Below are 24,390 nucleotides of genomic sequence, written 5' to 3' on the forward strand. Positions count from 1 at the left end.
GATAAAAGGCATTCCAATGGAATGCCTTTCTGGTATGAAGCTGGAAAGACGTTATTCAGCTTTTTCTTCTCGACTTATTTCAGCCTGCTGTGCATTTTCTTGCGCTTCAGCGTCCGGCTGAGGTTCATCTGCGAAAACCTGCGTAGGTTTTGCAACGATACTGCGGTTTTCTTGGCTAACATCGGTCAATACTACTTCAAGAACGTCACCTAAGCGGTATACCACTTCTTTATCAATAGTGATGATGCCTTGCTCACCGTTACAGTCTAAACGTTCTTTATTGGCAAGGATTAATGACGCAGGAATAAACGCTGCAGCACCATTTTCAAGTAGGCGTACCCGAGCGCCTGCTCGGTTAATATCAAAGATCTCTGCATTAAATAGCGTTTGTTTTGCAGGCTCTTCTGCCAAAGTCCGTGCGTACAGCCAGTCCGCAACGTTACGCTCTGCCATTTTGTGATGCTTACGATGCAGTGACAGTTCTTCACCTACCGTTTCATCAGGCTGCTGCACAGGCTCTTTATTCAAGATGTGTGCTTTAAGCATGCGGTGGTTAATCATGTCACCGTACTTACGAATTGGTGATGTCCAAGTCGCGTAAACCTCTAAGCCCATAGCGTAATGAGGAAGTGGCTGATTACCAATTTCACTGTAACTTTGACATTTGCGGATGCGGTTATCCAAGTAAGAAGTTTCCTGATCGCACAACCAACGACGAAGCGCAGCAAAACCTTCAAGTGTTGCTAGGCTTTCTGCATCGCACTGAGCACCGTTCGAAATCATCAGTTCAACTACATCCGCCATCTTGTCAGCTTTAAAGCCTGAATGTGTATTGAACACTCCTGTATTGAATGTTGATTGCAGCACTTTACCTGCACAAATGTTGGCAGTGATCATCGCCTCTTCAACAAGGCGGTTTGCTGTGCGGCGCATATCAGCATGAATGGCGACAACATCGTTATCTTCGCTCAGCTCGAAACGGTAATCAGGGCGGTCAGGGAAAACCACAGCATTGTTTTCGCGCCAGTTTGCACGTGCTTGAGAAAACTCATGCAAGGTACGCACGATTTGTGCAATCGTTTCGGTCGGTTGCCATTCAGTCGATGATCCATGTTCCAGCCAGTCAGATACGTGGTCGTAAACGAGACGGGCGTGTGACTGGATGTTCGCAGCAAAGAAACGGATGTCGTCTGCAATAACACCATCTGCGCCTACAATGACAGTACAACAAAGGGCAGGGCGCACTTGATTTTCAATCAGAGAACATAAGTCATCAGCTAAATCTCGTGGCAACATTGGGATATTGCGACCTGGCAAATAGATAGTGAAACCACGCTCACGTGCCACTTTATCCATCTCATCATCAGGGGTGATGTAGGCGGTAGGATCAGCAATCGCAATGGTTAACTCAAAGCTGTCGTTATCTAATTTTTTCGCGAAGAGCGCATCGTCCATATCTTTTGTTGATGCGCCATCAATGGTCACGAACGGGATATGGGTTAAGTCACAACGCTCAAGGTCGGCATCATCTTTAAGTTGCCAGTTCTCGATACCTGCAGACTCACTGTTAGGCAGATCATTCTCTGCCAACGTTACCCACCAAGGTGCGATTTTATCGTCAGAATCCGTAATTTTTTCTGAGATTTCTGCGAGAAAGTTGTCTTCACCTTTTAGAGGGTGACGAACCAGATGGGCAACAACCCAGTCACCGTCTTGGAAGTGTTCCGGATTCAAACCTTTTTTAACTTTTGCTTTTAAGGGCAGTTTTTTCAGTTGCGGATGATCAGGTGCAACGTTGAGTTTACCCTTGAATAACTTTACTCGGCCAATAAAGCGAGTCAGAGATTGTTCGACAAGTTCTTGTGGTTCAGCAACTTCCCGCTCTTTTTCGGTGCGGATAATGGCAATCACCTTATCTCCGTGCATACATTTCTTCATGTACGGAGGCGGGATAAAGAAACTGGTTTTACTATCAACTTCTAAGAATCCAAAACCTTTATCGGTGGCTTTAATAACACCTTCTTTTTTTGGCAGGTTTTCCTGAATTTGTTGCTTAAGTTGGGCGAGTAGCGGGTTATCTTGGAACATGTCTTCTATTTCTAGCGTAGTTAATTGCGCACACTATAATCATTACAGGCGATTATTACTACCCAGCGATAACCTTTCTCAGGCATTTTGCAAGATGAAATTTGTCGCTTTGATGGTACAAAATGCTTAGTAATAAAAGGGTTGGAATTAAAGATTGATGATTTTTTATCCTTTAAGAGAATAAATTGTGATGAATTTCAATTTTTTCTAGCTTTTTTTATGCATTTGGGGAATAATCCGCCTCCCTTATATGTCCCTAGTGGCTTGATGCGTTACAAAACTTATCCGTATCTGAACGGAATCAGACAATCGCAGGATTGGTTGGAAATGGTGGAGCACATGGGACCTTGGTTAATCATTATTTTAGTGGGATCCCCATGTCTGATACTGTAATTCAATTCAGTGACTTAGCACTTAACAGTGCTGTTCTTTCAGCCCTAGATTCAATGGGCTTCGTGTCTCCAACGCCTATCCAGGCAGCTGCTATTCCTCTGTTATTAGAAGGTCGCGACGCATTAGGTAAAGCACAAACAGGTACAGGTAAAACAGCTGCATTCTCTTTGCCGCTGTTAAACAAGATCGATCTATCTCAGCACAAACCTCAAGCAATCATCATGGCGCCAACTCGTGAGTTAGCGATTCAGGTTGCTGCTGAGATCAAAAACTTAGGTCAAAATATTTCTGGTCTTAAAGTTCTCGAAATCTACGGTGGTGCATCTATCGTTGATCAAATGCGTTCTCTACGTTCAGGTGCTCACATTGTTGTGGGTACTCCTGGTCGCGTGAAAGACTTGATCACTCGTGAGCGCTTACACCTGGACGAGTGTCATACATTCGTTCTTGATGAAGCTGACGAAATGTTGAAGATGGGCTTTGTTGACGACGTTACTTGGATCATGGAGCAAGCTCCTGAATCTGCGCAACGCGTACTATTCTCTGCAACTATGCCTCCAATGGTTAAAACCATTGTTGATCGCTTCTTACGTAACCCTGCACGTGTAGACGTTGCTGGTTCAAACCAAACTGTTGCGAAAGTAGAACAACAATTCTGGGTGGTAAAAGGCGTAGAGAAAGACGAAGCGATGAGCCGTCTGCTTGAAACTGAAGAAACTGATGCGTCAATCGTATTCGTTCGTACTCGTCAAGATACTGAGCGTCTTGCAGACTGGTTAAGCTCTCGTGGCTTTAAAGCGGCTGCACTGCACGGTGATATTCCTCAGTCTCTACGTGAGCGTACTGTTGACCATATCAAACAAGGTGTGATTGATATCCTTGTTGCAACTGACGTTGTTGCACGTGGTCTTGATGTGCCACGAATCACTCACGTATTTAACTACGATATTCCATTCGATGTTGAGTCGTACATCCACCGTATCGGTCGTACAGGTCGTGCTGGCCGTAAAGGTAAAGCGATCCTGTTGGTACGTACTAACCAACTTCGTATGCTTCGCACTATTGAACGCGTTACTCGTTCATCAATGGAAGAAATCCAACTTCCACACCGTGATCAAGTAGCAGCGGCTCGTCTGACTCTACTTGCTACTGAGCTAGCGGCTGAGAAAGAAAACAACACAGTTCTTGATAAGTTTGCTGAACTAGTAGAGAAGCTACAAACTTCTCTAGAAATCGATGCTGCAACACTATGTGCAATCTTGTTAAAACGCCAACAAGGTAAGCGTCCACTCTTCTACACTGGCGAAGACCCAATGATCGCAGCAGTAGAGCGTGACAAACAACGTCGTCGCGAGCGCCGTGATGATCGAGGTGAGCGCAGTGAAGGCGGTCGTCGTGAATTCGGTAGCCGTGACAATGCTGATTGGGAAACTTACCAACTTCAGGTTGGTCGTGACCAAGGCGTTCAAGTTAAAGACATCGTTGGTGCACTTGCAAACGAACTCGGCTTAACTAAAGGTTCTATCGGTGCAATCAAACTGGCTCAAGGTCATACGTTTGTTCAGTTGCCAAAGACTATGTCTGCCGAAGTGACTGGCAAACTACGTAAACTACGTATCCGTCAAAAAGAAGTGGGTGCAGTGGTGTGTGATTTTGATGATTTCCGCGAGTCTCGTGGTGGTCGTCGTGAAGGCGGACGTCGTGACGGTGGTAACCGTGATGGTGGCTACCGTGGTAATCGTGAAGGTGGTAACCGTCGCGAAGGTGGTTTCCGTGGTAACCGTGAAGGCGGTGAGCGTCGCTTCGACCGCAACCGTGGCGGCGATAACCGTGGTAACTACCGTGGTGAACGTGGTCACAACCGTCGCAGCCAAGAAGCTTAATTAGAATCTACATCTATCTAATTGATGAAACCCGTGGCGAAAACCACGGGTTTTGCTATTTATCTCAACGGTTAAAATAAGCTCGAATAGGGCTTGCTTGTAATGATCGCTTGAGATTTCACTCACATCCGCTAGAATGCTTCCCCTGTGTTAAGGACAGTGCATCCGTATTTGCGCTTTGAATTAATGCAGATAACAATGATTTATCGAGTGCTTGTTTTTTATCATTCTGATTTTTAAGCACAATATTTAAAACATGTGTTGCTTGGTGTGCAACACCACTGTAAGGACTATTCATGCCTATTATTACTCTTCCTGACGGCAGTCAACGTCAATTTGATAACCCAATTTCTACAATGGACGTCGCTCTATCTATCGGTCCTGGTCTTGCGAAAGCAACGATCGCAGGTCGTGTTGATGGTGTTCGTGTTGATGCTTGTGATTTGATCGAAAACGACGCAAGCCTAGAAATCATCACGGCTAAAGACGAAGTTGATGGTTTAGAAATTGTTCGTCACTCTTGTGCTCACTTGCTTGGTCATGCGCTTAAACAGCTATACCCAGCAGCAAAAATGGCCATTGGTCCTACGATCGATAGCGGCTTCTACTACGACATCGATGTTGAGCAACCTCTATCTCAAGAAGATATAGAGAAGATTGAAGCTCGCATGCTAGAGTTGGCGAAAACCAAATATCAGGTTGTGAAAAAGAACGTTAGCTGGCAGGAAGCTCGCGATACATTTGAATCTCGTCAAGAACCATACAAAATGGCAATCTTAGATGAGAACGTATCTCGCGATGATCGTCCAGGTCTTTACCATCATGAAGAATACATCGACATGTGTCGTGGTCCTCACGTACCACACATGGGTTTCTGTCAACACTTCAAACTGTTGAACGTTGCCGGTGCGTACTGGCGTGGTAACAGCGACAACAAGATGCTACAACGTATTTACGGTACAGCTTTCCATGATAAGAAAGCACTGAATGCGCACCTCACTCGCCTTGAAGAAGCTGCCAAGCGTGATCACCGTAAACTGGGTAAGCAACTTGACCTGTTCCACATGCAGCAAGAAGCGCCTGGTATGGTTTTCTGGCACCACAATGGTTGGTCAGTATTCCGTGATCTTGAAGTTTTCATTCGTTCAAAACTGAACGAATATGGTTACCAAGAAGTAAAAGGTCCGCTAATGATGGACCGAGTTCTTTGGGAACGCTCTGGTCACTGGGACAAATACGCAGACGCAATGTTTACCACCTCTTCTGAGAACCGTGAGTACGCAATTAAACCAATGAACTGTCCGGGTCACATTCAAATCTTCAACCAAGGTTTGAAATCATACCGTGATCTGCCATTACGTATGGCTGAGTTCGGTTCATGTCACCGTAACGAACCATCAGGTTCTCTACACGGTATCATGCGTGTTCGTGGCTTCACTCAGGATGATGCGCATATTTTCTGTACTGAAGATCAAATTCAGCAAGAAGTAACCTCGTGCATTAAGATGGTATATGACACATATACTACTTTTGGCTTCGATAACATTGCCGTAAAACTTTCTACACGTCCTGAACAGCGTGTAGGTAGTGATGAAATCTGGGATCGCTCTGAAGAAGCACTAAAACTTTCTCTTGAAGCTATGGACATCGCTTATGAAATTCAAGAAGGGGAAGGTGCATTCTACGGACCGAAAATTGAGTTCACGCTACACGACTGCCTAGATCGTGCATGGCAGTGTGGCACTGTTCAGCTTGATTTTAACTTACCAACTCGCCTTGGTGCGACATACGTAGGTGAGAATAATGAACGTTTAGTGCCAGTAATGATTCACCGCGCTATTTTGGGCTCTCTTGAACGCTTCATCGGTATTCTTATTGAAGAATATGCTGGTTTCTTCCCAACTTGGTTGGCACCAGAACAGGCAGTTGTCATGAATATTACTGACAAACAAGCTGATTACGCTCGAGAAGTCGCACAAAAGCTACAAAAAAGTGGTATTAGAGCAAAAGCGGACTTGAGAAATGAGAAGATTGGCTTTAAAATCCGCGAACACACTTTGAAGCGTGTGCCGTATATGCTTGTTTGTGGCGACCAAGAAATGGAAGCCGGCGAAATTGCAGTACGTACACGTAAGGGCAAAGACCTAGGTAAATTTAAGTTGGATGACTTTATTTCATACATCCACGCCGAAGTTGAAAGCCGTAAGCTTAATCTGGAGGAATAAACTATTAAAGGCGGAAGACGTGGCCAAGTTCCGGCCAAACAAAACCAGCATCGTTTAAACGGTGAAATTCGTGGCGTACGTGAAGTTCGTTTAACAGGCGCTGACGGTGAATCAGTTGGCGTTGTGTCAATCCAAGAAGCATTAGCTGCAGCCGAAGAAGCTGGTATGGATCTCGTAGAGATCAGCCCTAACGCCGAGCCACCAGTTTGTCGTGTGATGGACTATGGCAAGTTCCTCTTCGAAAAGAGCAAAGCTGCGAAAGAGCAGAAGAAGAAGCAAAAACAGATCCAGATTAAGGAACTAAAATTCCGCCCTGGGACTGATATCGGTGACTATCAGGTAAAACTACGCAACCTGATCAGTTTCCTTGAAGAAGGCAACAAAGTGAAGGTAACAATTCGCTTCCGTGGCCGAGAAATGGCTCACCAAGAGATCGGTGTTGACGTTCTAAATCGTTTGAAAGCTGATACTGAAGAGTTCGCTCTAGTGGAATCTTTCCCGACGAGAATCGAAGGTCGCCAAATGATCATGGTGCTTGCCCCTAAGAAGAAGTAATTAACGGCTTGCAAGTAATGAACCTAGCCGCGTCCCTTTCAAGTAAAGGCACATGGCTGGGTTTTATTCGCCCTAATTACGTTGTTTATTAAACTACTACAATGCGGAGTTATTCATCATGCCTAAGATGAAAAACAACAAAGGTGCTGCTAAGCGTTTCAAGAAAACAGCTGGTGGCTTTAAATACAAACACGCTACAAAACGTCACATCCTGACTAAGCGTACTACTAAGAACAAGCGTCAACTACGTCCAAACTCAATTCTTCCTAAATGTGAAGTTGCGGGTATCGTACGTTGTTTACCATACGCTTAATTTGTTTTTAGTTTTTAATTCGTTTAGTTTAGGAGAAGCATAATGCCTCGCGTAAAACGTGGTGTACAAGCTCGTGCACGTCATAAGAAAGTTCTAAAACAAGCTAAAGGTTACTATGGTGCACGTTCACGTGTTTACCGTGTAGCTTTCCAAGCTGTTACTAAAGCTGGTCAATACGCATACCGTGACCGTCGCGCTAAGAAACGTCAATTCCGTCAACTATGGATTGCTCGTATCAATGCGGCATCTCGTCAAAATGGTCTATCTTACAGCCGATTCATCAACGGTCTTAAGAAAGCATCTATCGAGATCGACCGTAAGATCCTTGCGGACATCGCAGTATTCGACAAAGCAGCATTTACTGTTTTAGTTGAAAAAGCGAAAGCTGCTCTTTAATTAGCAGTCAAGTTTGAAATTTAAAGAAGGAGAGCATTTGCTCTCCTTCTTTTTAGCGGGGATTAGTGAAACCCATTGGTCTATTAGTGTTACACTACACCTTCCAACGATTATGCTATAGAGAAGAGCTGAATGAGCCAGGAACAACCGAATAACCCGCTGCACGGTCTTACCCTAGAGAAAATTCTTACTCGCTTGGTTGAACATTACGGCTGGGAAAGTTTAGATGCTCAGATTCAAATCAATTGTTTTTATAACAACCCATCGATCAAGTCTTCACTAAAATTTTTACGCCGTACCCAATGGGCGCGCGATAAAGTAGAAGCGCTTTATATTCAAACCTTTTGTTAATTCATCACTGTTTGAAGACGATAAGATCGAGCATAGATGATCGCAACGATTGGGTTATATCAGCTCATTAATCGATTTTGCAGCGGGTAAACGCGGATCCCTAGTTCTTCTTCGTTCATAATGAACGGAATGTTTTTTGTTGCGTCGTCGTTCAATATCAATTCTGCGCTCAGCCTGATAAACGCCATCGACTAACACAGTATCTGTGATGTACGGAAATCTTAGCTTTTCTACCATCAATTTAGCTCTCACGACTTATGAAATAAAAAGCATAGTCAGTGTTAGAGTTATTACTCAATAATTCACTGTAAAGTCTGTGTCAAAAATTTAAATTTTGCTTTAAATTTGTTCAGAAAATATCCATGGGTTACTGGCAGTCCCAACGCTATAACTGATATTAAGGGCGAGTCTTTAATCGAAGGGTATTACCCGCAAAGGCTAGCTGGGTGTTAATTGTTGAGCCAGTGGCTCGCTTTGTTTAAAATGGCCTACTTTTTTCATATCAGGTCATAAAAATGAGCGAAAATAACTCAAAACCAGCTTTACCCGATCATCTATCAGGCAATCCACGCAGCCCACATTTTGTTGCTGAGTGCTTTGAACACCCTATTGGTATTCGTCTTAACGGTAAAGAGCGTACTGATGTTGAAGAGTATTGCATCAGTGAAGGGTGGGTAAAAATTCCGTCACCTAAAGCAAAAGACCGTTGGGGCAACCCAATGCTCATCACTTTAAAAGGTGAAGTAGAGGCTTTCTACAAGTAACTCACTCTTGTCTCTAGCGAATTATTTCACTCGCTATCTGTATCTGATACATAGGGCACATGCTCTATGTATCTTTCCTTTCTCGTTTCTTGTCATTCACTGATAGCTAATAGAGTGCTAGGCTTAAACTAAATTTTGAGCCCAGTTGACACTATCTATTGGTCGTCGACATTATCTATTGGAATAAGGGATAACAATGAAACAGCACGAAAAAATTAATTATGTTGAGTACGCGGCAAAAGATTTAGTGGCAACGAAGTCTTTTTTCTCCATGGTTTTTGGTTGGGAGTTTATCGACTACGGCCCTGATTATACTGCGTTTGCTGATCAAGGTATTGATGGCGGCTTTTACAAAGCTGACGCTTGTAGCGTTAGTACGAATGGTAGTGCGTTACTGATTTTTTATAGTGCCAACATTGAAGAGACCTTAGAAAAAGTATTACTCAATGGCGGCGAGATAGTGCAACCTATCTTTGAGTTTCCTGGCGGCTGCCGTTTTCACTTTACAGAGCCTAGTGGTAATGAGTTTGCTGTTTGGTCTGAAGGTTTAGCTGAACAATAATGTACAAGTTGTCGGAGTGTAGTAATGAGTAAGTGGCTGGAGTGGGCAAAGCAGATCCAAGCGATTGGTCAGGCAGGTAAAGCGTATTCGAAAGATAAGTTCGATTTAGAGCGTTTCGATCAAATCTCAGATATTTCCCATCAGATGTTTGCTGAGCTGTCGGACACACCGGTAGAGCGAGTTGCAGAGTTATTCATCCCTGAAGCTGGCTATCCTACCCCAAAAGTGGATTTACGAGCTGCCGTGATTAAAGACAACAAAATCTTGCTGGTACGTGAAAGAGAAGATGATTGTTGGTCGCTCCCGGGGGGATGGGCGGATGTGTGTGAAACAGCTTCGCAAGGTATCGTGCGAGAAGTCTTGGAAGAGTCTGGTTATGTCGTTAATTCTCCACGCTTGGTGGCGATAAAAGACAGAGATGTTCATCCTTATTTTCCTAAATTTCCCTATCATATCTATAAAATGTTTTTCCTGTGTGAGTTTGAATCTGGCGAAGCGGTGACTAACATCGAAATTTCCGATATCGGCTTTTTTGCGTTGGATGAGTTACCGAAATTATCGGAAGGGCGTGTTTTGCCTTGCGATATTGAGCTGATGTTTGAACATTACCTAGACCCAAACAAAAAAATTTATGTAGATTAGCCGAAATATGTGAGTGCGTAGTGTCTCGTAATAACAAGCCCTCCGGTTCTCCATGTATTCGCCAGTGTTGTTTGGATGAGCAAGATATCTGTGTGGGATGCTTTCGAACCATAAACGAAATCATTCACTGGAACGCGTCTTCGGATGCAGAAAAAATACAAATAATAGAACGATGTAAACAAAGAAAAGTTCAACGTAAATTAAATAGGTAAATGATGACAACCATACGAGAAATGGATATTTCTGATTATCAGGCAGTGATTACATTATGGGGACAAACAGATAACCTATCGCTTAGAGATGCCGATTCTGAGCAAAACATTTCAGTGTATTTGAAGCGTAATCCCGGGCTGAGCTATGTTGCGCTTGATGGTGCGACTGTGATTGGGGCTGTGCTTGTTGGAACAGATGGTCGCCGCGGATATTTGCAGCACCTAGCTGTTGATGAGCGTTATCGTGGTCAGAAGATCGGACAAACGCTGGTTGATATGTCTGTGCGTGCATTGGCGGAGTTCGGGATCTCAAAAACCCATCTATTTGTGCTAAATGAAAACCACAGCGCTAAAGGTTTTTACCACAAACTGGGGTGGTGTCCGCGCAGTGAGATAACCATGTATTCGTACAACAGTTCGGATAACTTAAACGTCTAGCTGCATTTGATCGAACTGAAATATTTGATCGAATTGAAATAGCAACGGCGCCTTTCGCGCCGTTTTCTCATTTCTTCTTTTGATTACCACATAAGGTCATCAGGTACGACGAAGTCTGCGTACGGATCATCTTCTGCTGGAATATCGGCTTCTGGGGCTTTTTGCTCAATCACTGTCTTGTCATCGCGCATTGTTATTTTGTTTGCTACACCGCTTGGGATCACTGCGTAACTTTCTTCATAACGGGCAATAGCCACAATACCTTTGATTAACTGATCGCGTATCAGCGATGTCACGTAAAGAGACTTCACTAATGTTCCATCGGTGAAGTTGTATTTGATATCGCCATCCGCAATATCAATTTTATTCATTGCTACTAGCTGCTTAATCTGCGCGCTGATCTCTTTGCTTAGGCGCTGCTCATTTTGTTGCAGGCTAAGTTCTTTGTCGCGCTCTTGTTGAGCACGTTTGTTCTCTTCAACGGCTGCTTTCACTTCGCGAGCCTGTACACGAGATTTCTTCGAGCCTTTTTGTGCTTTTTTTAATTTTTTTTCATTAACCAAGCCAGCTTTTAGCATCTGTTCCTGGAGTGTTAACTTTGCCATCGATATGTCCCGTTTCTCAAATTTGTGCCATTTTAACGGCTCAGACACTGCAAATAAAGCGTCACTTGTATTGGTGACTGTTGATATGAACGACATGAATGTAGCTGCTTTTCGATTGCTCGTCTTATTGTTGGAGATGTGATGTTTATGCATTGCGAGTGATTGCACAGGGCGTTATATTCAAATTTTAGGCGACTAACAATTAATACATTTCCACGCGGATATAAGATATGGAATTAGAGTTATTAGAAGAAAAACATTTCCAATCACTATTTGAGTTTGAGAGAAACAACCGAGACTGGTTCGAGCAATTTGTACCCCCAAGACCTTCAAGCTATGACAGCTTTGCCAGCTTTCGTGATATCACCAATAGCTTGATTGAACAACATGAAGAAGGGACCGGATACTTTTATGTTGTTGTTCAGGACGGTGAAGTCATTGCTCGCGCAAACATCATTGATGTGACGGACGATGAGTGTGAAATCGGTTATCGAGTTTGCCAGAACTGGAGTGGTAAAGGTGTAGCTAGCTTCGCTGTCAACGAGTTGAGTGAGATAGCTCGTGATGAGTTAGATCTTCGTTTGATTACCGCCAAAGCCGCTACCAATAACCCAGCATCTATGCGTGTGCTTGAAAAGTCGGACTTTGTCCGTGTAGGTCAAGAGAAGAATGCCTTTGTGCTTAATGGCAAAACATTAACTCTTGCTTGCTACGAGAAAACGCTCGATTAGCTAGCGCTATTAGCGAGCTGTGGCTGTTTTGTCCCGGTAGCTACTTCTCTACTTCTGACGTTATAACAACCTTTGATGTGATAACCACTTCTGAATAGGCATCGATAATGTGCTGCACATCTGCTGTGTTGCCACTTTGAATACGTCGGTAATGATCTAATGTCGTTGTCAGATACTGGTAAGCTGTCTTGGCTTGTTTATCATTGTTGCAGTGCCAAAGCTCATTACCGGTCACTTGTATTTGTTTTCTATTTTCGTTGCAGATAGAGACCAGAATGACTTCATAGAAGCGGCCGTTTTCTTCAAGCAGAATTTCTTCTAGCAAACCAAATTTCAAGCCAATTAGTGTTTGTCGCAAGGCAAATTGATGATGCACAGGGCACAGCAGGAACTCGATATCTAATGTAGGGTGATTTTGATGAATTTGTTCAATGAAATACATCATTAAATCACCACCTACCCCGGCAATGATAACCAAATGTTTCCCTGAGTATTGCTCTAAAGGAAGTTGAGCGACATCTAAGCAGTGGGTATGCCATTTAGACGATGAATTGGCATAAAAGCGTTGCAGCTTACTCTCTACTTCTGCCATAAGTCTTGGCACGATATCGACAAAATGGATATTGGCTGCCGCTTGTCTGTTCAGAAGGGAAGCGCCAAGAAAACCGTGGTCACAACAGCAATCCCAAATGTGGTCATAATTTTCAGTGACCATCTTATCGATTTGTGTGAGTCGTTTGCTGAGTTTCAATAGGTTTACCTAGAGTGGAATGATATGAGCGAATTCTAGAGGTTTTCTCTGGCGGAGAAAATAAGTGAACTTAGTGAATTTAGGAAGGAATACGATGATTCCTCACTAAAGAACGATGCACGTTTTTACACATTTTGCCAAAACGACGGATGTCATCGAAACCCGGTTCAATACCTCTATTGATTTGGTGCTGCCAATAGCTTAATTCGGAATCAACGAGTTCCATGAGTTTCTTGGGGCAGCCGATACAAGTATTGTCAGTACCACATTTAAAGGTATCTTCATTGTATAAAGGGAACTGTTCCTTCACTTCATCAATGATTTGCTGCATGGCTGTAATTCTATCGGGCTTTTTTGACACTTGAGTTCTCGTTACACGTATAGGCTATTCCCACATTCATAGCAGGGTAAACGAATTTGGGTTTGCTTGGCAACAGCATACGGAAAGGATGTAATTCAATACTATGTAGATTTAGCATTTCTGCATATGAAAAACCCGCAATATTGCGGGTTTTGTCTTCATAACGCTTGGCTTATTTTTCGAATACGTCTTTAAAATCGCGCTTCAGAATTGGGTCACGGCGTGCTTTCTTAAGCTGCTTTGCCATATCCTTCACGCAGTCGTAGAGAACTTTGTCCAACAGTTGAGCTCGATACTCTTCTTTGTCTTGTTCTGTCATATCTTTCGGTAGTTGAATGGTTGGAAACTCTTCCATCACATTGATACCTGCGAACGCTTGGCTAACAGAAATAAGTGCATGAAACTGCTCAAAGTTGTCTAAAATGTTTTGCGCACTTGCTGGAAGTTCATCCCAGGCTTCACGAACTGCTTCTTCAGACACTTCGTGAATAGACGTTACCATGTGGTACATCTCTTCTGGCACTTGGTCAAATTCGATGACTTGGCGTAACTCTGGAGAAATGGCTTCTAAGTCCACTGTGATTGCTTCGTTTTGAGTTGTCTCAGACATGAAAAAATTCTCGATAAGAAAAACTGTAATGCTAGAAATTTTACCCGAAATGTCAATATAAGTACGTCATTATCACGAATTAGCGCAAGAACTGACCGGTTTCGTGAATAAATGTTGATCAATATCGAGATTATTCTGATCCAAAATCTATGGTTAAGCTATGGGCGAGTTGTCGTTTAATACTTTCTCGTAATAGCTTGTGGGCAGGGTTTTGCAGCTCTCTTTTATGATAAACCAGATGAGACGGAATACTGTTGGTTTTGATCGGACATGGTAGTACCTGTAAACCAAGTTTATCGGCCCACTTATTCGCAAATGAGCGCGATATCAATGCCAAAGCGTCACTTTGCAAAGTATGGAGAGCGAGCCCTGCTAATGAACCGCTAATAATGCTGATTTTACGCTCTTCAATGGGTTCTTGGGCTAATTGTTCAAAACCGCTTAAATTTTCCCAAGTTGATGAATTGAGAACATGCTGTTCCTGATAGAACATTTCTTTGCTGATTTCACCCTGAATTCGGGGGTGATCTTTGCGGCAAATCATCACCGCAGGCTCCCTGTGAATTTCTTCTATAATAAAGGAGCTGTCTTTGGTTACCATGATATCGAGCACCAGATCCGCTTTTTGCTGTCGCAGATGTTCAAACAGCATATCTTTATCGGTGGGGGATTCAATAAGGGTAATATTTTTCATCGGCAGCAGGCAGTAAAGAATGGTTTCTGTGCAATAGACATTAAAGTGTTCACGCATCTGTAAGGTACTTTCAATAATATTGATTGCCTGACGGAAAAAAGGGATTAACTGATGTCCTCGGGTGGTTAATTCGATGCCACGCCCATTTTTTACAAACAGTGTTTGTCCATATTCTTTTTCTAGTCTTTTTATTGCTGAACTCACAGCTGGTTGAGTCAAATGCATTTGCTCGGCAGCCTTGGTATAAGAGAGGTTCTCCGCTACAACTAAAAATGTACGTACTAGGTTTAAGTCCATAATTGCTTAACTCATAAATTTAATTTATGGATTATAAAACAAATGGGCGATTGTTTCCTCAACCTTTTAGGAATAGTCTTACTTCGATATGTGCACATTTGAATAGAACTTTCATTTCACTAACACGTCCAAATGGAGTATTTATGAGTACTGGTAAACCAAGCCGCTCAAGCAAGTTGCTGCTAAATGCATGCACACTTGCAATGGGGGCTGCCTCGATGACAGCTTATGCTGCCGATAAACCAAACATCTTAGTTATTTTTGGTGATGATGTCGGTTATTGGAACCTCAGCACCTACAACCAAGGAATGATGGCGTACAACACACCTAATATTGATAGTATCGCAGCCGATGGGGTTAAATTTACTAACTTCTATGGTCAACAGAGTTCAACGGCAGGTCGTAGTGCGTTTATTACAGGGCAGATGCCTAAGCGTACCGGTCTAAGTAAAGTGGGATTGCCAGGCGCTCCTGAAGGTATTAGTGAAAAAGATCCAACCATTGCTAATATCTTGCGTGATATGGGGTATGCGACAGGTCAATTCGGTAAAAACCATTTAGGCGACCGTGATGAGTTCTTGCCGACTAACCACGGTTTCGATGAATTCTTTGGTAACCTTTATCACCTGAATGCAGAAGAAGAGCCTGAGAATGTTGATTATCCACAAGACCCTGAATTTAAGAAAAAATTTGGTCCTCGTGGTGTAATCCACTCATACGCTGACGGTAAAATCGAAGATACTGGTCCTTTGAACCGTAAACGTATGGAAACTGTGGATGGTGAGTTCCTAGAAGCGGCTGGAAACTTTATGGAGAAACAGGTGAAAGCGGATAAACCGTTCTTTACTTGGTTCAACACCACGCGTATGCATAACTTCACTCACGTGCCGGATAAATACAATGGCTCGACCGGTGCCGGTTTCTATGCCGATGGTGTGAAACAGCACGATGATGAAATCGGTCAACTATTGCAAAAAGTTAAAGATCTTGGCGTCGATGACAACACCATTATTATCTACACTACAGATAATGGCCCAATGGTTGCATTGTGGCCGGATGCTGGTATGACGCCATTCCGCAGCGAGAAGAATACTGGCTGGGAAGGCGCATTCCGCGTTCCTATGATGATCAAATGGCCTGGACACATCAAACCGGGTACAACGCTAAACGGTATTGTTTCTCAGGAAGATTTCTTCCCAACACTGGTGGCTGCCGCAGGCAACAACGATGTGAAAGAAGAGCTGCTTAAAGGTAAAAAAGCCGATGGTAAATCTTACAAGGTTCACCTAGATGGTTATAACCAGCTTCCTTACTTTACCGGCAAATCAGATGAATCCGCGCGTGATGAGTTTGTTTACTGGAGCGATGATGGTGACTTGCTTGCACTACGTCAGGGCAAATACAAGTTCCATTTCCAAATTCAGGAACAAGAAACTGGCTTTGATGTATGGCGTCATCCGTTCACCAAACTACGTGTTCCTCTGATCTTTGACCTCAGTATCGACCCATTTGAACGTGGTCAATACGGCATCGGTTATGACACTTGGATGTATCAACGCTCGTACTTAGCGGCTCCAGCAATTGCTAAAGCTAAAGAAGTGATGGACACCTTTAAAGAGTTTCCTCCACGTATGAAAGCGGGCACATTCGTTCCAAGATAAACTGAGCTTGATTCGGTAGAAAAATTGGCGCTCTTGGTGGGCGCCATATTTGAAATAAGGATGCCTTAATGACCAAAACTTCAATGCGTGCTTCAACAATGCTGGATGTGGTTGCCTTAAAGTCAGCGTATAAAGATCTCAGTGATAAACCTGCCTATCAACGTCGTTTTCACGTGATGGCAAAACCGGGTGGCGCCAAATGTAACATTGACTGCCAATATTGCTTTTACTTGCACAAAGAAGAGCTGCTTCATCAGCCCAAACAACCCAAAATGGATGATGAAACTTTAGAAGCCTTTGTGAAGAGCTATATTGAGAGTCAAGATGGTGAAGAGATTGTCTTTTCCTGGCAGGGCGGGGAACCAACTCTGCTTGGCTTGGACTATTTCCGCCAAATTGTCGCCCTGCAAAAAAAATATCAGCCTGTAGGCGTTCGCATTGAGAACGATCTGCAAACCAATGGCATCTTGCTCAATGATGAATGGTGTGAGTTTCTGGCACACAATAACTTCCTTGTCGGCCTTTCAATCGACGGTCCAGAAGAGATCCATAATAAATATCGTGTTACTCGTAGCGGTAAACCGACCTTTCATTTAGTGATGAAAGCGGTCGATACGATGAAGAAACATGGTGTCCGATTCAATGCGTTAGTGACCGTGAATGATTATAACGTTAAATATCCGTTGGAAGTTTATCGTTTCATGACTCAGGAGCTCGGTGTCACTTACATTCAATTTGCTCCCGTTGTTGAACCGAGCGGTTTTAAAACTACCGCGCCACAGTTCTGGAATGAAAGTATGACTCCGATTGTGGGTAGTGAGTTAGCCAAACCGGGGCACCCGATGTCAGTGGTTACTGATTGGTCAGTGGATGCCGATGACTGGGGACAATTCCTGATTGCCATATTTGAAGAGTGGGTGAATAACGACTTAGGCCACGTATTAGTGAACCTGTTTGAAACTGCGGTGGCTCAGGTGATGGGAAAACCTTCGCAGCTATGCATTACGGCGGAATTCTGCGGCAAAGGCTTGGCCATTGAGCATAATGGTGACGTGTTTAGTTGTGACCACTATGTCTATCCGGAATATAAATTAGCGAACATAAAAGATCGTCCCTTAAACGAAATGGCATTCTCTATTAGACAACAATCCTTTGGCATGGCAAAGCGAGATTCACTGCCGAAATATTGTAAAGAGTGTCCATATTTGCACTTGTGTTGGGGCGAGTGTCCGAAAAATCGGCTGTTAAAAACACCGGACGGTGAAGAGGGCTTGAATTATCTTTGCCCGGGAATCAAAGCTTTCTTTGATTACTCTTTACCGATCTTAACTGGCATATCAGTATTACTGGGACAAAATAATGGAAACAAATAATCAAGCCCATAAGGATGTTGTTAACTTATTAAACTACTTGGATTCACAAGTGGTGGGTCAGCATTCTGTGGTTAAGGGTATTTTGCTTGGCTTGTTAAGTAGCGGCCATGTTCTGCTGGAAGGCTTACCCGGTACGGCAAAAACTCGTTCGGTGAAAGCCTTGGCAAATGCATTAACCATCTCTTTTGGTCGTATTCAGTTCACCCCCGATTTGCTTCCATCAGATGTCACCGGTACAGAGGTTCTTCAAGAGTCTGAGGGGAAGTCATCACTGCACTTTCAACCGGGACCCGTATTTAATCAAATTGTATTAGCCGATGAAATCAACCGAGCACCGGCCAAGGTGCAAGCGGCACTTTTGGAAGCGATGGCGGAAGGAACGATTACTGTCGCAGGGCAGACACACCATTTGCCAGAACCATTCATGGTATTGGCGACACAGAACCCGATTGAGCAAGAAGGTACCTATCCATTGCCAGAAGCGCAGATGGACAGATTTCTGCTTAAAGTTTGTGTTGATTACCCAACCCACAGCGCAGAGAGAGATATCATTCGTTTAGTTCGTCAGGAAGAGGCGGGTGAGTTGCATTCTACCAACAATGAACGTGTCACCATCGATCCTGCTTGTATCTCTCAAGCGAGAAAAGAAATCACGGCAATTGAGCTGTCTGAATTGGTTGAAACCTACATCATTAATTTGGTCATGGCGACTCGTGAGCCAGAACAGTACCCAGATTCTAAGCTGGCAAACTGGCTTGCCATTGGTGCTAGCCCACGCGCTTCAATTGCTCTCGACAAATGCTCCCGAGCATTGGCTTGGTTGGAAGGGCGTGCCCATGTGATTGTTGATGATGTACGAACTGTCGCGCCTATGGTGATGGGGCACAGATTAAGCCTGTCGTATGAAGCACTTGCGGATGGCGTCAGTCAGCAGGATCTTGTGATGGAATTGTTGGACGTCGTCAATATTGGATAATCGCTATGGATGATAAGCACAACCGCTTAGACCCGCGAATTTACGTCGATATCAGACAACTTAACCGTACACGAAGCCATGTATCCAATATCAATTTATTGGGGGCTCGTTATTCGCGGGCTCAGATGTCTGGACGTTATCACTCTCATGCTCGCGGACGTGGTTTAAACTTCGAAGAGTTGCGTCATTACCAAAAAGGCGATGATATTCGCCAAATGGACTGGAAAGTGACGCAACGTACGGGCAAACCCCATGTGCGTAGCTATACCGAAGAGAAAGATCGGCAGATTATTCTATGCGTTGATCAACGCAGTGCCATGTTCTTTGGTTCGGTAAGTCATATGAAATCGGTCGTGGCGGCTGAAACTGCTGCGTTAATGGGTTGGATGGCGCTAGCACAAAACGACCGTGTCGGTTTTCTTATTTGTGATCACCAAAAATTTCACTGGCGTTCGGCTAAACGTGGTGGGAAATCCTACTTGCTTGGGCTGAACGAATTGGTTCAAGCCAACCACAAACTCAATGTGCAAACGCAAAGCGTCGCTCATGTGGGTATGAGTCACTGGCTTAAAGCGTTACAGGCGAAAAAGCTCAAGTCGGCGACCTTTATCATTATCAGTGATTTCATTGATGCTGATGAACAGACGTTACGTCAACTTCAGTATCTGCATCAACACAACGATGTCATCAGCATTTTTGTTTCCGATCCGCTGGAATCTGCTTTGCCGACCCAGCACTTAAATGCCCCTTGGGTGATTGGTGATGGTGAATATCAGTTTGCTTTACAGCAAGGTAAGCAGAGTGAAAAGGCTTACGAAACGTTGCAGCAACGGCATGAAGAAAAACGGGAGCAATTGAAAATGTTAATGGCGGCACAGAAACTGCCTTGCATCGAGATTGGTACTCAGGGTGACCATTTTGTTCAACTCGCTAAGTATCTGGAGGTGATGAAATGATCCCAAAACCGCCAGACAGCTACATGCTGAAAAACCTCCGTGATGTGGAGTTACCCGAAGTGTTCAGTTGGTTTCCTCAGACCATTGGTTGGAAGATAGTATTCACTCTCGTTGCTTTGTATGCAATTTATCGAGGGTATCGCTATGGCAAACATTGGTGGAAAAACCGTTATCGTAAAGAAGCCATCGTTGCGCTGCAATCTCTTCAACCAGATGATGCTAACTGGCCTTATAAAATGGTCAAGATCATCAAAGCAGTACTGGTATATATAGATAAACAAAATGCGGCTTTGTATGGCGTTAACTTGTTGTCGAAAATGGATTCTTTATCTCAATCAGGTCATCTCAATCACTGCGAATATAATTTCCGCCATGATGAAGCCACTCAACAGTGGTTGGCGTGTACCGAGAATTGCAAGTCGCCATACCCAGATTTTGACTATACCCGTAGCCGTCTGATTGTTTGGGTTAACACCCATCAAGTGATGTTAGAAGGTGATCATGAGTAGCATTGAATTTGCACATCCTTGGTACTTTGTATTGTTGCCTTTGCCATTACTGGTTTACTGGCTCGTCCCTGCATACCACAGCCGTGAAAGCGCCATCAAAGTACCGTTTTTCACTCAGATTCTTGAAGCGTTAAATGAATCACCGAAAGAAGCCGCAGGGTTATTAACTTCACAATGGTGGCAAAAGACCACATTGTTTATTTCATGGTTACTGATAGTCACGGCTTTGGCACATCCAAGCATGTTGGGCGAAGTACAAACCAGAGAAGAGTTTGGGCGTGATGTGATGGTCGTAGTCGACTTGTCCGGTTCAATGGCAGAACAAGATTTTACGACTAACGGACAACATTTAACGCGTCTTCAAGCTGCAAAGCAAGTGTTGGAAGAATTTGTAGCGAACCGTGAAGGTGACCGCTTTGGTTTGATTTTGTTTGGCGATTCAGCCTTTGTTCAAACGCCATTTACCGCAGACCGAGCTGTGTGGTTGAATTTGCTCAATGAATCTGACGTTGCGATGGCAGGGCAAAGTACTAACCTTGGTGATGCAATGGGGCTTGGCATCAAAGTGTTCGAGCAGAATCAAGATCCAGAGCAGCAAAAAGTGATGATTGTACTGACGGATGGCAACGATACAGGCAGTTTCGTTGAACCTATTGATGCGGCCAAAATTGCGGCTGCTAAAGGCATCAAAATATACATGATCGCGATGGGTGATCCTGAGACTGTCGGTGAGCAGCCGCTAGATATGGACGTGATAGAGCGGGTGTCCGCTCTCACTAAAGCCCGCTCATTTACGGCAATCGATCAGCAAGCGTTGAGCGAAGCGTATAAATTGATTGATGAGCTGGAACCACAAACTTACAACATGGCGACATATCGTCCTAAGATCAGCCTCCACCATTATCTGATTGTCGCTTTGGTTATATTACATCTACTGGTATTTGGTGCGCTCACCATTAAACGATTACGAGAGGTGCCAAATGAGTGATTGGCAGCTTGAATGGCAATATGTTTCGCAATTTCATTTTTTACGCCCTTGGTGGTTGTTGACGTTAATACCTTTAGCGATAATTTTCTATCTGCGCTGGAAGGTCAGTGCGGACGAAAATCGCTTTGCATTTTTTCCTGCTCATCTACGTAATGCATTGACCGTGCAACGTTCCGGTTGGAGCAATCAGTTGCCGCTTAAAATGCTCAGCTTGTTACTTGTTTTATCCGTACTGATTTGTGCAGGACCTGCGTGGCAAAAGCAAGCCTCTCCGTTTGGCGAAGATGCTGCCTCACTGATGATCTTGCTGGATAATAGCGAAAGTATGCAGCAGAAAGATGTTGCGCCAAGTCGGCTAGAACGTGCTAAACATAAAATTACCGATTTAACGGAACTTCGTGCTGGTGGTAAAACCGGACTGATGGTGTATGCCGGAAGTTCACATGTCGCCATGCCTTTAACCAAAGATAATCAGGTTATTTTTCCTTATCTGTCTGCTTTAAAACCCGACATTATGCCGCTCGCAGGTAAAGCACCGCAAACCGCTCTGCCTTTGTTAACACAGCAGATTGAAGCCAATAAAGGGAATTCTCTTCTCCTAGTGACCGATGGTGTCGATGCCAACACCATTCGCGATTTTACGCGCTATTTTGCAACTCGCCCTTATCAGTTGCTGATTCTTGCGGTGGGTAATTCAGACGTTGCTGTTGATTCTCCGCTGGATATCGCATCTTTGCGAACATTGGCTGAAGAAACCAATGGCAAACTGATTGAAATGAGCATTGATGATACAGATGTTACGCAACTAAATCGTCAAATTGAGCGCTTCATGCTGATCAACAGTGATTCTTCAATGCCATGGCAAGATGAAGGGTATCGTTTGTTATATCCATTGGTCTTGCTGATGTTGTTATGGTTTAGAAAAGGTTGGCTGGTCAAATGGAGCTTGGTGATGGTTGTGAGTATGCCCTTACTTATGCCCAATTCTGCCCAAGCAGCGGGTATGGTCGAGAGCAAAGCCGAAACTGCAGTTGCCACACAACCAACGACTTTGTGGAACAAAACGGAACAATGGTGGATGGATTTATGGTTAACACCGGATCAACAAGCGCAGCGATTGTTTAATCGTGGTGATTACCAGCAAGCCGCCGCGCATTATCAGAAACCACTGAACAAAGGTATTGCTTATTACTACGCCGGGGAATTCAAACTGGCTAACACTGCTTTTATGCAAGATAACACGCCGTTAGGTTTTTATTATGCTGCCAGTGCATTAGCCAGACAAAGAGAGTATGTAGCTGCTCGTGCGCTGTTAAGGCAGCTAAACGAGCTCCCCGATCTGGATAAAGCTCTGCAAGGGAATATTGCCTATAACCTCAAAGTGATTACCGCGCTGATTGATGAAATCAACACCATGAGTAAATCTCAAGCCAACAGTATGGATATGGATCAGGAAGTCTCGATTGAATTACCTGATGATCAACCACAAACCTCTGATGGTGCAGATGAGAATACCACTGAAGAGCTTATGAAAAAGCAGCAGCTTAGCGCAGAACAAATCTTGGGCGATCCAAAACTTGCGGAAGTGTGGCTAAAACGAGTGGAAGCTGATCCTAGTCGCTTCCTTCAATCTAAGTTTCAGATTCAATATAACCAAGCGGGTTCTAGAGTACTTAGGGTTGAGGACACGAAAAATGAATAACTTAACTCAAATGCGTTTGCCTGAAGTTATGCGTGTCTTGGTTTTGATGGTCTTATTGGCTTTAAGCGGTATGGCGTTTGCTGAGGAATCACAACCGACGCAGGTTACAGTGCATACATGGATTGGAGATGAATCAACAAATAAGGTGCAAGTGTTTGCACCTACTGAGCAAGTTGTTCTCAATATCGAAGTGTCTACTAATACTTGGTTCACGGCTGGAACCAAGATTTCGGCGCTAGAAATTCCCGATGTGCTGGTTAAGCGCCGTAACCCGTTCGCGGTAAACTCTACGGTTCGTGAAAAAGGGCAAACATGGTCCCGTCAGTTGTGGGAAGTCGTTCTTTATCCACAGAAAAGCGGAGATTTTATCGTACCTCCTGTCTCTTTAGATGTGCAGGTGGCAGGTAAAAACGGTCAAAAGCAACTGGTGACATTAGAAACGCAAGCGCAAAAATTTAGAGTCGAGATCCCCAATGCAGAATTAGGTGGAACTCAACCTTGGTTTGCTGCTAGTGATGTGACGGTGAAACAAGATTGGCAAGTTTCGTCTGAAGATCCAAAAGTTGGGGATGTGATCACCCGTGTCATAGAGATTGAGGCACAAGATTCGTTATCCGTGTTATTACCGAATGTGATGTCAAACCCGGTCAGTGATGCCTGGCAAGGGTATAGGAATCCACCAGAATTAACCGACACACAAAGCCGTGATGGTTACATTTCAAAACGTAAAGACAGTATCAGCTATGTTTTGCAGCAAGGGGGAGACATCAGTTGGCCCAGTTTTGAAATTTGGTGGTGGAATACAAAAACACAAAGCATAGAAAAGATAACGATTGAGGGCTACAACTTACATGTGAAGCATACGTTATCCTCTTGGCTAAAAGCCTATCGTTACGTAATATTCAGCTCACTCGTAGTGTTGCTAGTGGTGGTGTTCATAACGCTGGCTGTGCGTCGTTATTACCGAACTCATCCTTCTCCTCAATGGGTTAGCTATTACGGAGCTATTCTAAAAGGTAAGTGGTCACTTGCGCGTACGCTACTGTACAGAAAAGCTCGCTTAACGACAGGGCAACTGATAATGAGCGAAACTCTGAAAAACGAAAAGCTACAGGAGAGATCATTACAGATGCAGGCTGGGCAGTCGAACCGTCGATTAATGCTGCTGCTTTGGCGAAATATAAAACGTAAAGCTCAACGCAAAGTGTTTATTTCTAAAGCACTACCTGAATTAGAAAGCATTAATAAGTAGCCTTTCGGGTAGAACGAAATGCAATCGAGAAGTTTATTGTATACAAGTTGATTGTATACAAGATAGCAATCGGTGCTAGGGTGACCGTCACTAATCCAAGGT

27 protein-coding genes are annotated in these 24,390 nt (G+C 43.9%); 20 read left to right on the plus strand and 7 right to left on the minus strand.

The window, feature by feature from the left end:
* Window positions 1–51 precede the first annotated feature (51 nt).
* Complete coding sequence (gene rnb, locus ACK5MF_RS07875) at window positions 52–2,088, minus strand: exoribonuclease II (RefSeq protein ID WP_416920997.1); 2,037 nt, start codon at window positions 2,086–2,088, stop codon at window positions 52–54.
* Between the two features lie 377 nt (window positions 2,089–2,465).
* Between rnb and ACK5MF_RS07880 the strand changes: the two genes are divergently transcribed.
* The gene (locus tag ACK5MF_RS07880; protein WP_416920999.1) at window positions 2,466–4,364 is read left to right on the plus strand and encodes a DEAD/DEAH box helicase; all 1,899 of its coding nucleotides are present in this window, start codon (window positions 2,466–2,468) and stop codon (window positions 4,362–4,364) included.
* Between the two features lie 118 nt (window positions 4,365–4,482).
* Here ACK5MF_RS07880 and ACK5MF_RS07885 read toward each other — a convergent pair whose 3' ends face one another.
* The gene (locus ACK5MF_RS07885; RefSeq protein ID WP_416921001.1) at window positions 4,483–4,662 is read right to left on the minus strand and encodes a hypothetical protein; all 180 of its coding nucleotides are present in this window, start codon (window positions 4,660–4,662) and stop codon (window positions 4,483–4,485) included.
* Here ACK5MF_RS07885 and thrS point away from each other — a divergent pair.
* The 10 genes from thrS to ACK5MF_RS07935 all read left to right on the plus strand — a co-directional run bounded on the left by thrS (window position 4,661) and on the right by ACK5MF_RS07935 (window position 10,822).
* On the plus strand, window positions 4,661–6,589 hold the full coding sequence (gene thrS / locus ACK5MF_RS07890) for a threonine--tRNA ligase (protein ID WP_416921003.1): 1,929 nt from the start codon (window positions 4,661–4,663) through the stop codon (window positions 6,587–6,589). The genes ACK5MF_RS07885 and thrS overlap by 2 nt on opposite strands.
* Window positions 6,590–6,592: 3 nt before the next feature.
* Window positions 6,593–7,144: a translation initiation factor IF-3 gene (gene infC / locus ACK5MF_RS07895; protein WP_416921055.1), complete on the plus strand. Its 552-nt coding sequence runs from the start codon at window positions 6,593–6,595 to the stop codon at window positions 7,142–7,144.
* A 118-nt stretch (window positions 7,145–7,262) separates the two neighbouring features.
* Window positions 7,263–7,457 carry a 50S ribosomal protein L35 gene (gene rpmI / locus ACK5MF_RS07900; protein WP_416921005.1) on the plus strand — a complete coding sequence of 65 codons (195 nt, stop codon included), beginning with the start codon at window positions 7,263–7,265 and terminating at the stop codon, window positions 7,455–7,457.
* Window positions 7,458–7,499: 42 nt separating this feature from the next.
* The gene (gene rplT, locus ACK5MF_RS07905; RefSeq protein WP_102939616.1) at window positions 7,500–7,853 is read left to right on the plus strand and encodes a 50S ribosomal protein L20; all 354 of its coding nucleotides are present in this window, start codon (window positions 7,500–7,502) and stop codon (window positions 7,851–7,853) included.
* Window positions 7,854–7,985: 132 nt separating this feature from the next.
* The gene (locus ACK5MF_RS07910; RefSeq protein WP_416921007.1) at window positions 7,986–8,204 is read left to right on the plus strand and encodes a VF530 family DNA-binding protein; all 219 of its coding nucleotides are present in this window, start codon (window positions 7,986–7,988) and stop codon (window positions 8,202–8,204) included.
* Window positions 8,205–8,719: 515 nt separating this feature from the next.
* Entirely contained in the window at window positions 8,720–8,968 is a 249-nt protein-coding gene (locus ACK5MF_RS07915; protein WP_416921009.1) for a DUF3297 family protein, read from the plus strand.
* 196 nt (window positions 8,969–9,164) lie between these two features.
* Window positions 9,165–9,530 (plus strand): VOC family protein, encoded by a 366-nt coding sequence (locus ACK5MF_RS07920; RefSeq protein WP_416921011.1) that lies wholly within the window; start codon window positions 9,165–9,167, stop codon window positions 9,528–9,530.
* Between the two features lie 24 nt (window positions 9,531–9,554).
* On the plus strand, window positions 9,555–10,172 hold the full coding sequence (locus ACK5MF_RS07925) for an NUDIX hydrolase (protein WP_416921013.1): 618 nt from the start codon (window positions 9,555–9,557) through the stop codon (window positions 10,170–10,172).
* 20 nt (window positions 10,173–10,192) lie between these two features.
* A complete protein-coding gene (locus tag ACK5MF_RS07930) occupies window positions 10,193–10,384 on the plus strand; it encodes a DUF1289 domain-containing protein (protein ID WP_416921015.1) in 192 nt (63 codons plus the stop codon).
* 3 nt (window positions 10,385–10,387) lie between these two features.
* Window positions 10,388–10,822 (plus strand): GNAT family N-acetyltransferase, encoded by a 435-nt coding sequence (locus tag ACK5MF_RS07935; protein ID WP_416921016.1) that lies wholly within the window; start codon window positions 10,388–10,390, stop codon window positions 10,820–10,822.
* An 83-nt stretch (window positions 10,823–10,905) separates the two neighbouring features.
* On the opposite strand, the gene ACK5MF_RS07940 is transcribed toward ACK5MF_RS07935, so the two are convergent.
* The gene (locus ACK5MF_RS07940; protein ID WP_416921018.1) at window positions 10,906–11,427 is read right to left on the minus strand and encodes a DUF2058 domain-containing protein; all 522 of its coding nucleotides are present in this window, start codon (window positions 11,425–11,427) and stop codon (window positions 10,906–10,908) included.
* Window positions 11,428–11,657: 230 nt separating this feature from the next.
* On the opposite strand from ACK5MF_RS07940, the gene ACK5MF_RS07945 reads away from it, so the two are divergent.
* The gene (locus tag ACK5MF_RS07945; protein WP_416921020.1) at window positions 11,658–12,158 is read left to right on the plus strand and encodes a GNAT family N-acetyltransferase; all 501 of its coding nucleotides are present in this window, start codon (window positions 11,658–11,660) and stop codon (window positions 12,156–12,158) included.
* Window positions 12,159–12,198: 40 nt separating this feature from the next.
* Here the strand turns inward: ACK5MF_RS07945 and ACK5MF_RS07950 are convergent, their stop codons facing one another.
* From ACK5MF_RS07950 to ACK5MF_RS07965, 4 genes are all read right to left on the minus strand, one after another.
* The gene (locus ACK5MF_RS07950; protein ID WP_416921057.1) at window positions 12,199–12,873 is read right to left on the minus strand and encodes a tRNA (adenine(22)-N(1))-methyltransferase TrmK; all 675 of its coding nucleotides are present in this window, start codon (window positions 12,871–12,873) and stop codon (window positions 12,199–12,201) included.
* Window positions 12,874–12,988: 115 nt separating this feature from the next.
* On the minus strand, window positions 12,989–13,270 hold the full coding sequence (locus ACK5MF_RS07955) for a hypothetical protein (RefSeq protein WP_416921022.1): 282 nt from the start codon (window positions 13,268–13,270) through the stop codon (window positions 12,989–12,991).
* Window positions 13,271–13,442: 172 nt separating this feature from the next.
* Entirely contained in the window at window positions 13,443–13,880 is a 438-nt protein-coding gene (locus ACK5MF_RS07960; protein ID WP_416921024.1) for a DUF3069 domain-containing protein, read from the minus strand.
* A gap of 130 nt (window positions 13,881–14,010) precedes the next feature.
* Window positions 14,011–14,871 carry a LysR family transcriptional regulator gene (locus ACK5MF_RS07965; protein WP_416921025.1) on the minus strand — a complete coding sequence of 287 codons (861 nt, stop codon included), beginning with the start codon at window positions 14,869–14,871 and terminating at the stop codon, window positions 14,011–14,013.
* 143 nt (window positions 14,872–15,014) lie between these two features.
* Here ACK5MF_RS07965 and ACK5MF_RS07970 point away from each other — a divergent pair, with 143 nt between their 5' ends.
* The 8 genes from ACK5MF_RS07970 (at window position 15,015) to ACK5MF_RS08005 (ending at window position 24,288) form a co-directional block, all read left to right on the plus strand.
* A complete protein-coding gene (locus ACK5MF_RS07970; protein ID WP_416921027.1) occupies window positions 15,015–16,532 on the plus strand; it encodes an arylsulfatase in 1,518 nt (505 codons plus the stop codon).
* 68 nt (window positions 16,533–16,600) lie between these two features.
* Entirely contained in the window at window positions 16,601–17,905 is a 1,305-nt protein-coding gene (locus ACK5MF_RS07975) for an anaerobic sulfatase maturase (protein ID WP_416921029.1), read from the plus strand.
* Window positions 17,892–18,881: an AAA family ATPase gene (locus ACK5MF_RS07980; protein ID WP_416921031.1), complete on the plus strand. Its 990-nt coding sequence runs from the start codon at window positions 17,892–17,894 to the stop codon at window positions 18,879–18,881. Before ACK5MF_RS07975 ends, ACK5MF_RS07980 begins: the two co-directional genes overlap by 14 nt.
* Before the next feature lie 5 nt (window positions 18,882–18,886).
* Entirely contained in the window at window positions 18,887–19,837 is a 951-nt protein-coding gene (locus tag ACK5MF_RS07985) for a DUF58 domain-containing protein (protein WP_416921033.1), read from the plus strand.
* Entirely contained in the window at window positions 19,834–20,346 is a 513-nt protein-coding gene (locus ACK5MF_RS07990; protein WP_416921035.1) for a DUF4381 domain-containing protein, read from the plus strand. Before ACK5MF_RS07985 ends, ACK5MF_RS07990 begins: the two co-directional genes overlap by 4 nt.
* On the plus strand, window positions 20,339–21,334 hold the full coding sequence (locus tag ACK5MF_RS07995; RefSeq protein ID WP_416921037.1) for a VWA domain-containing protein: 996 nt from the start codon (window positions 20,339–20,341) through the stop codon (window positions 21,332–21,334). The genes ACK5MF_RS07990 and ACK5MF_RS07995 overlap by 8 nt, the downstream gene beginning before the upstream one ends.
* On the plus strand, window positions 21,327–23,036 hold the full coding sequence (locus tag ACK5MF_RS08000; RefSeq protein ID WP_416921039.1) for a VWA domain-containing protein: 1,710 nt from the start codon (window positions 21,327–21,329) through the stop codon (window positions 23,034–23,036). The genes ACK5MF_RS07995 and ACK5MF_RS08000 overlap by 8 nt, the downstream gene beginning before the upstream one ends.
* Window positions 23,029–24,288, plus strand: coding sequence for a hypothetical protein (locus tag ACK5MF_RS08005; protein ID WP_416921041.1), 1,260 nt, complete (start codon window positions 23,029–23,031; stop codon window positions 24,286–24,288). Before ACK5MF_RS08000 ends, ACK5MF_RS08005 begins: the two co-directional genes overlap by 8 nt.
* Window positions 24,289–24,390 lie beyond the last annotated feature (102 nt).

This window comes from Vibrio sp., from assembly GCF_047973365.1.
Lineage (GTDB): Bacteria > Pseudomonadota > Gammaproteobacteria > Enterobacterales > Vibrionaceae > Vibrio.

Excerpts from the sequence above, each read along its gene's own strand:
- rplT (WP_102939616.1), top strand. The coding sequence starts at position 7,500 with ATGCCTCGCGTAAAACGTGGTGTACAAGCTCGTGCACGTCATAAGAAA.
- rpmI (WP_416921005.1), top strand. The coding sequence starts at position 7,263 with ATGCCTAAGATGAAAAACAACAAAGGTGCTGCTAAGCGTTTCAAGAAA.
- ACK5MF_RS07880 (WP_416920999.1), top strand. The coding sequence starts at position 2,466 with ATGTCTGATACTGTAATTCAATTCAGTGACTTAGCACTTAACAGTGCT.
- ACK5MF_RS07935 (WP_416921016.1), top strand. The coding sequence starts at position 10,388 with ATGACAACCATACGAGAAATGGATATTTCTGATTATCAGGCAGTGATT.
- ACK5MF_RS07910 (WP_416921007.1), top strand. The coding sequence starts at position 7,986 with ATGAGCCAGGAACAACCGAATAACCCGCTGCACGGTCTTACCCTAGAG.
- ACK5MF_RS07990 (WP_416921035.1), top strand. The coding sequence starts at position 19,834 with ATGATCCCAAAACCGCCAGACAGCTACATGCTGAAAAACCTCCGTGAT.
- ACK5MF_RS07995 (WP_416921037.1), top strand. The coding sequence starts at position 20,339 with ATGAGTAGCATTGAATTTGCACATCCTTGGTACTTTGTATTGTTGCCT.
- ACK5MF_RS07985 (WP_416921033.1), top strand. The coding sequence starts at position 18,887 with ATGGATGATAAGCACAACCGCTTAGACCCGCGAATTTACGTCGATATC.
- ACK5MF_RS07970 (WP_416921027.1), top strand. The coding sequence starts at position 15,015 with ATGAGTACTGGTAAACCAAGCCGCTCAAGCAAGTTGCTGCTAAATGCA.
- ACK5MF_RS07885 (WP_416921001.1), bottom strand. The coding sequence starts at position 4,662 with ATGAATAGTCCTTACAGTGGTGTTGCACACCAAGCAACACATGTTTTA.
- ACK5MF_RS07975 (WP_416921029.1), top strand. The coding sequence starts at position 16,601 with ATGACCAAAACTTCAATGCGTGCTTCAACAATGCTGGATGTGGTTGCC.
- ACK5MF_RS07915 (WP_416921009.1), top strand. The coding sequence starts at position 8,720 with ATGAGCGAAAATAACTCAAAACCAGCTTTACCCGATCATCTATCAGGC.
- ACK5MF_RS07920 (WP_416921011.1), top strand. The coding sequence starts at position 9,165 with ATGAAACAGCACGAAAAAATTAATTATGTTGAGTACGCGGCAAAAGAT.
- ACK5MF_RS07925 (WP_416921013.1), top strand. The coding sequence starts at position 9,555 with ATGAGTAAGTGGCTGGAGTGGGCAAAGCAGATCCAAGCGATTGGTCAG.
- ACK5MF_RS07940 (WP_416921018.1), bottom strand. The coding sequence starts at position 11,427 with ATGGCAAAGTTAACACTCCAGGAACAGATGCTAAAAGCTGGCTTGGTT.
- ACK5MF_RS07945 (WP_416921020.1), top strand. The coding sequence starts at position 11,658 with ATGGAATTAGAGTTATTAGAAGAAAAACATTTCCAATCACTATTTGAG.
- ACK5MF_RS07960 (WP_416921024.1), bottom strand. The coding sequence starts at position 13,880 with ATGTCTGAGACAACTCAAAACGAAGCAATCACAGTGGACTTAGAAGCC.
- ACK5MF_RS07950 (WP_416921057.1), bottom strand. The coding sequence starts at position 12,873 with ATGGTCACTGAAAATTATGACCACATTTGGGATTGCTGTTGTGACCAC.
- ACK5MF_RS08005 (WP_416921041.1), top strand. The coding sequence starts at position 23,029 with ATGAATAACTTAACTCAAATGCGTTTGCCTGAAGTTATGCGTGTCTTG.
- ACK5MF_RS07980 (WP_416921031.1), top strand. The coding sequence starts at position 17,892 with ATGGAAACAAATAATCAAGCCCATAAGGATGTTGTTAACTTATTAAAC.
- thrS (WP_416921003.1), top strand. The coding sequence starts at position 4,661 with ATGCCTATTATTACTCTTCCTGACGGCAGTCAACGTCAATTTGATAAC.
- ACK5MF_RS08000 (WP_416921039.1), top strand. The coding sequence starts at position 21,327 with ATGAGTGATTGGCAGCTTGAATGGCAATATGTTTCGCAATTTCATTTT.
- ACK5MF_RS07965 (WP_416921025.1), bottom strand. The coding sequence starts at position 14,871 with ATGGACTTAAACCTAGTACGTACATTTTTAGTTGTAGCGGAGAACCTC.
- rnb (WP_416920997.1), bottom strand. The coding sequence starts at position 2,088 with ATGTTCCAAGATAACCCGCTACTCGCCCAACTTAAGCAACAAATTCAG.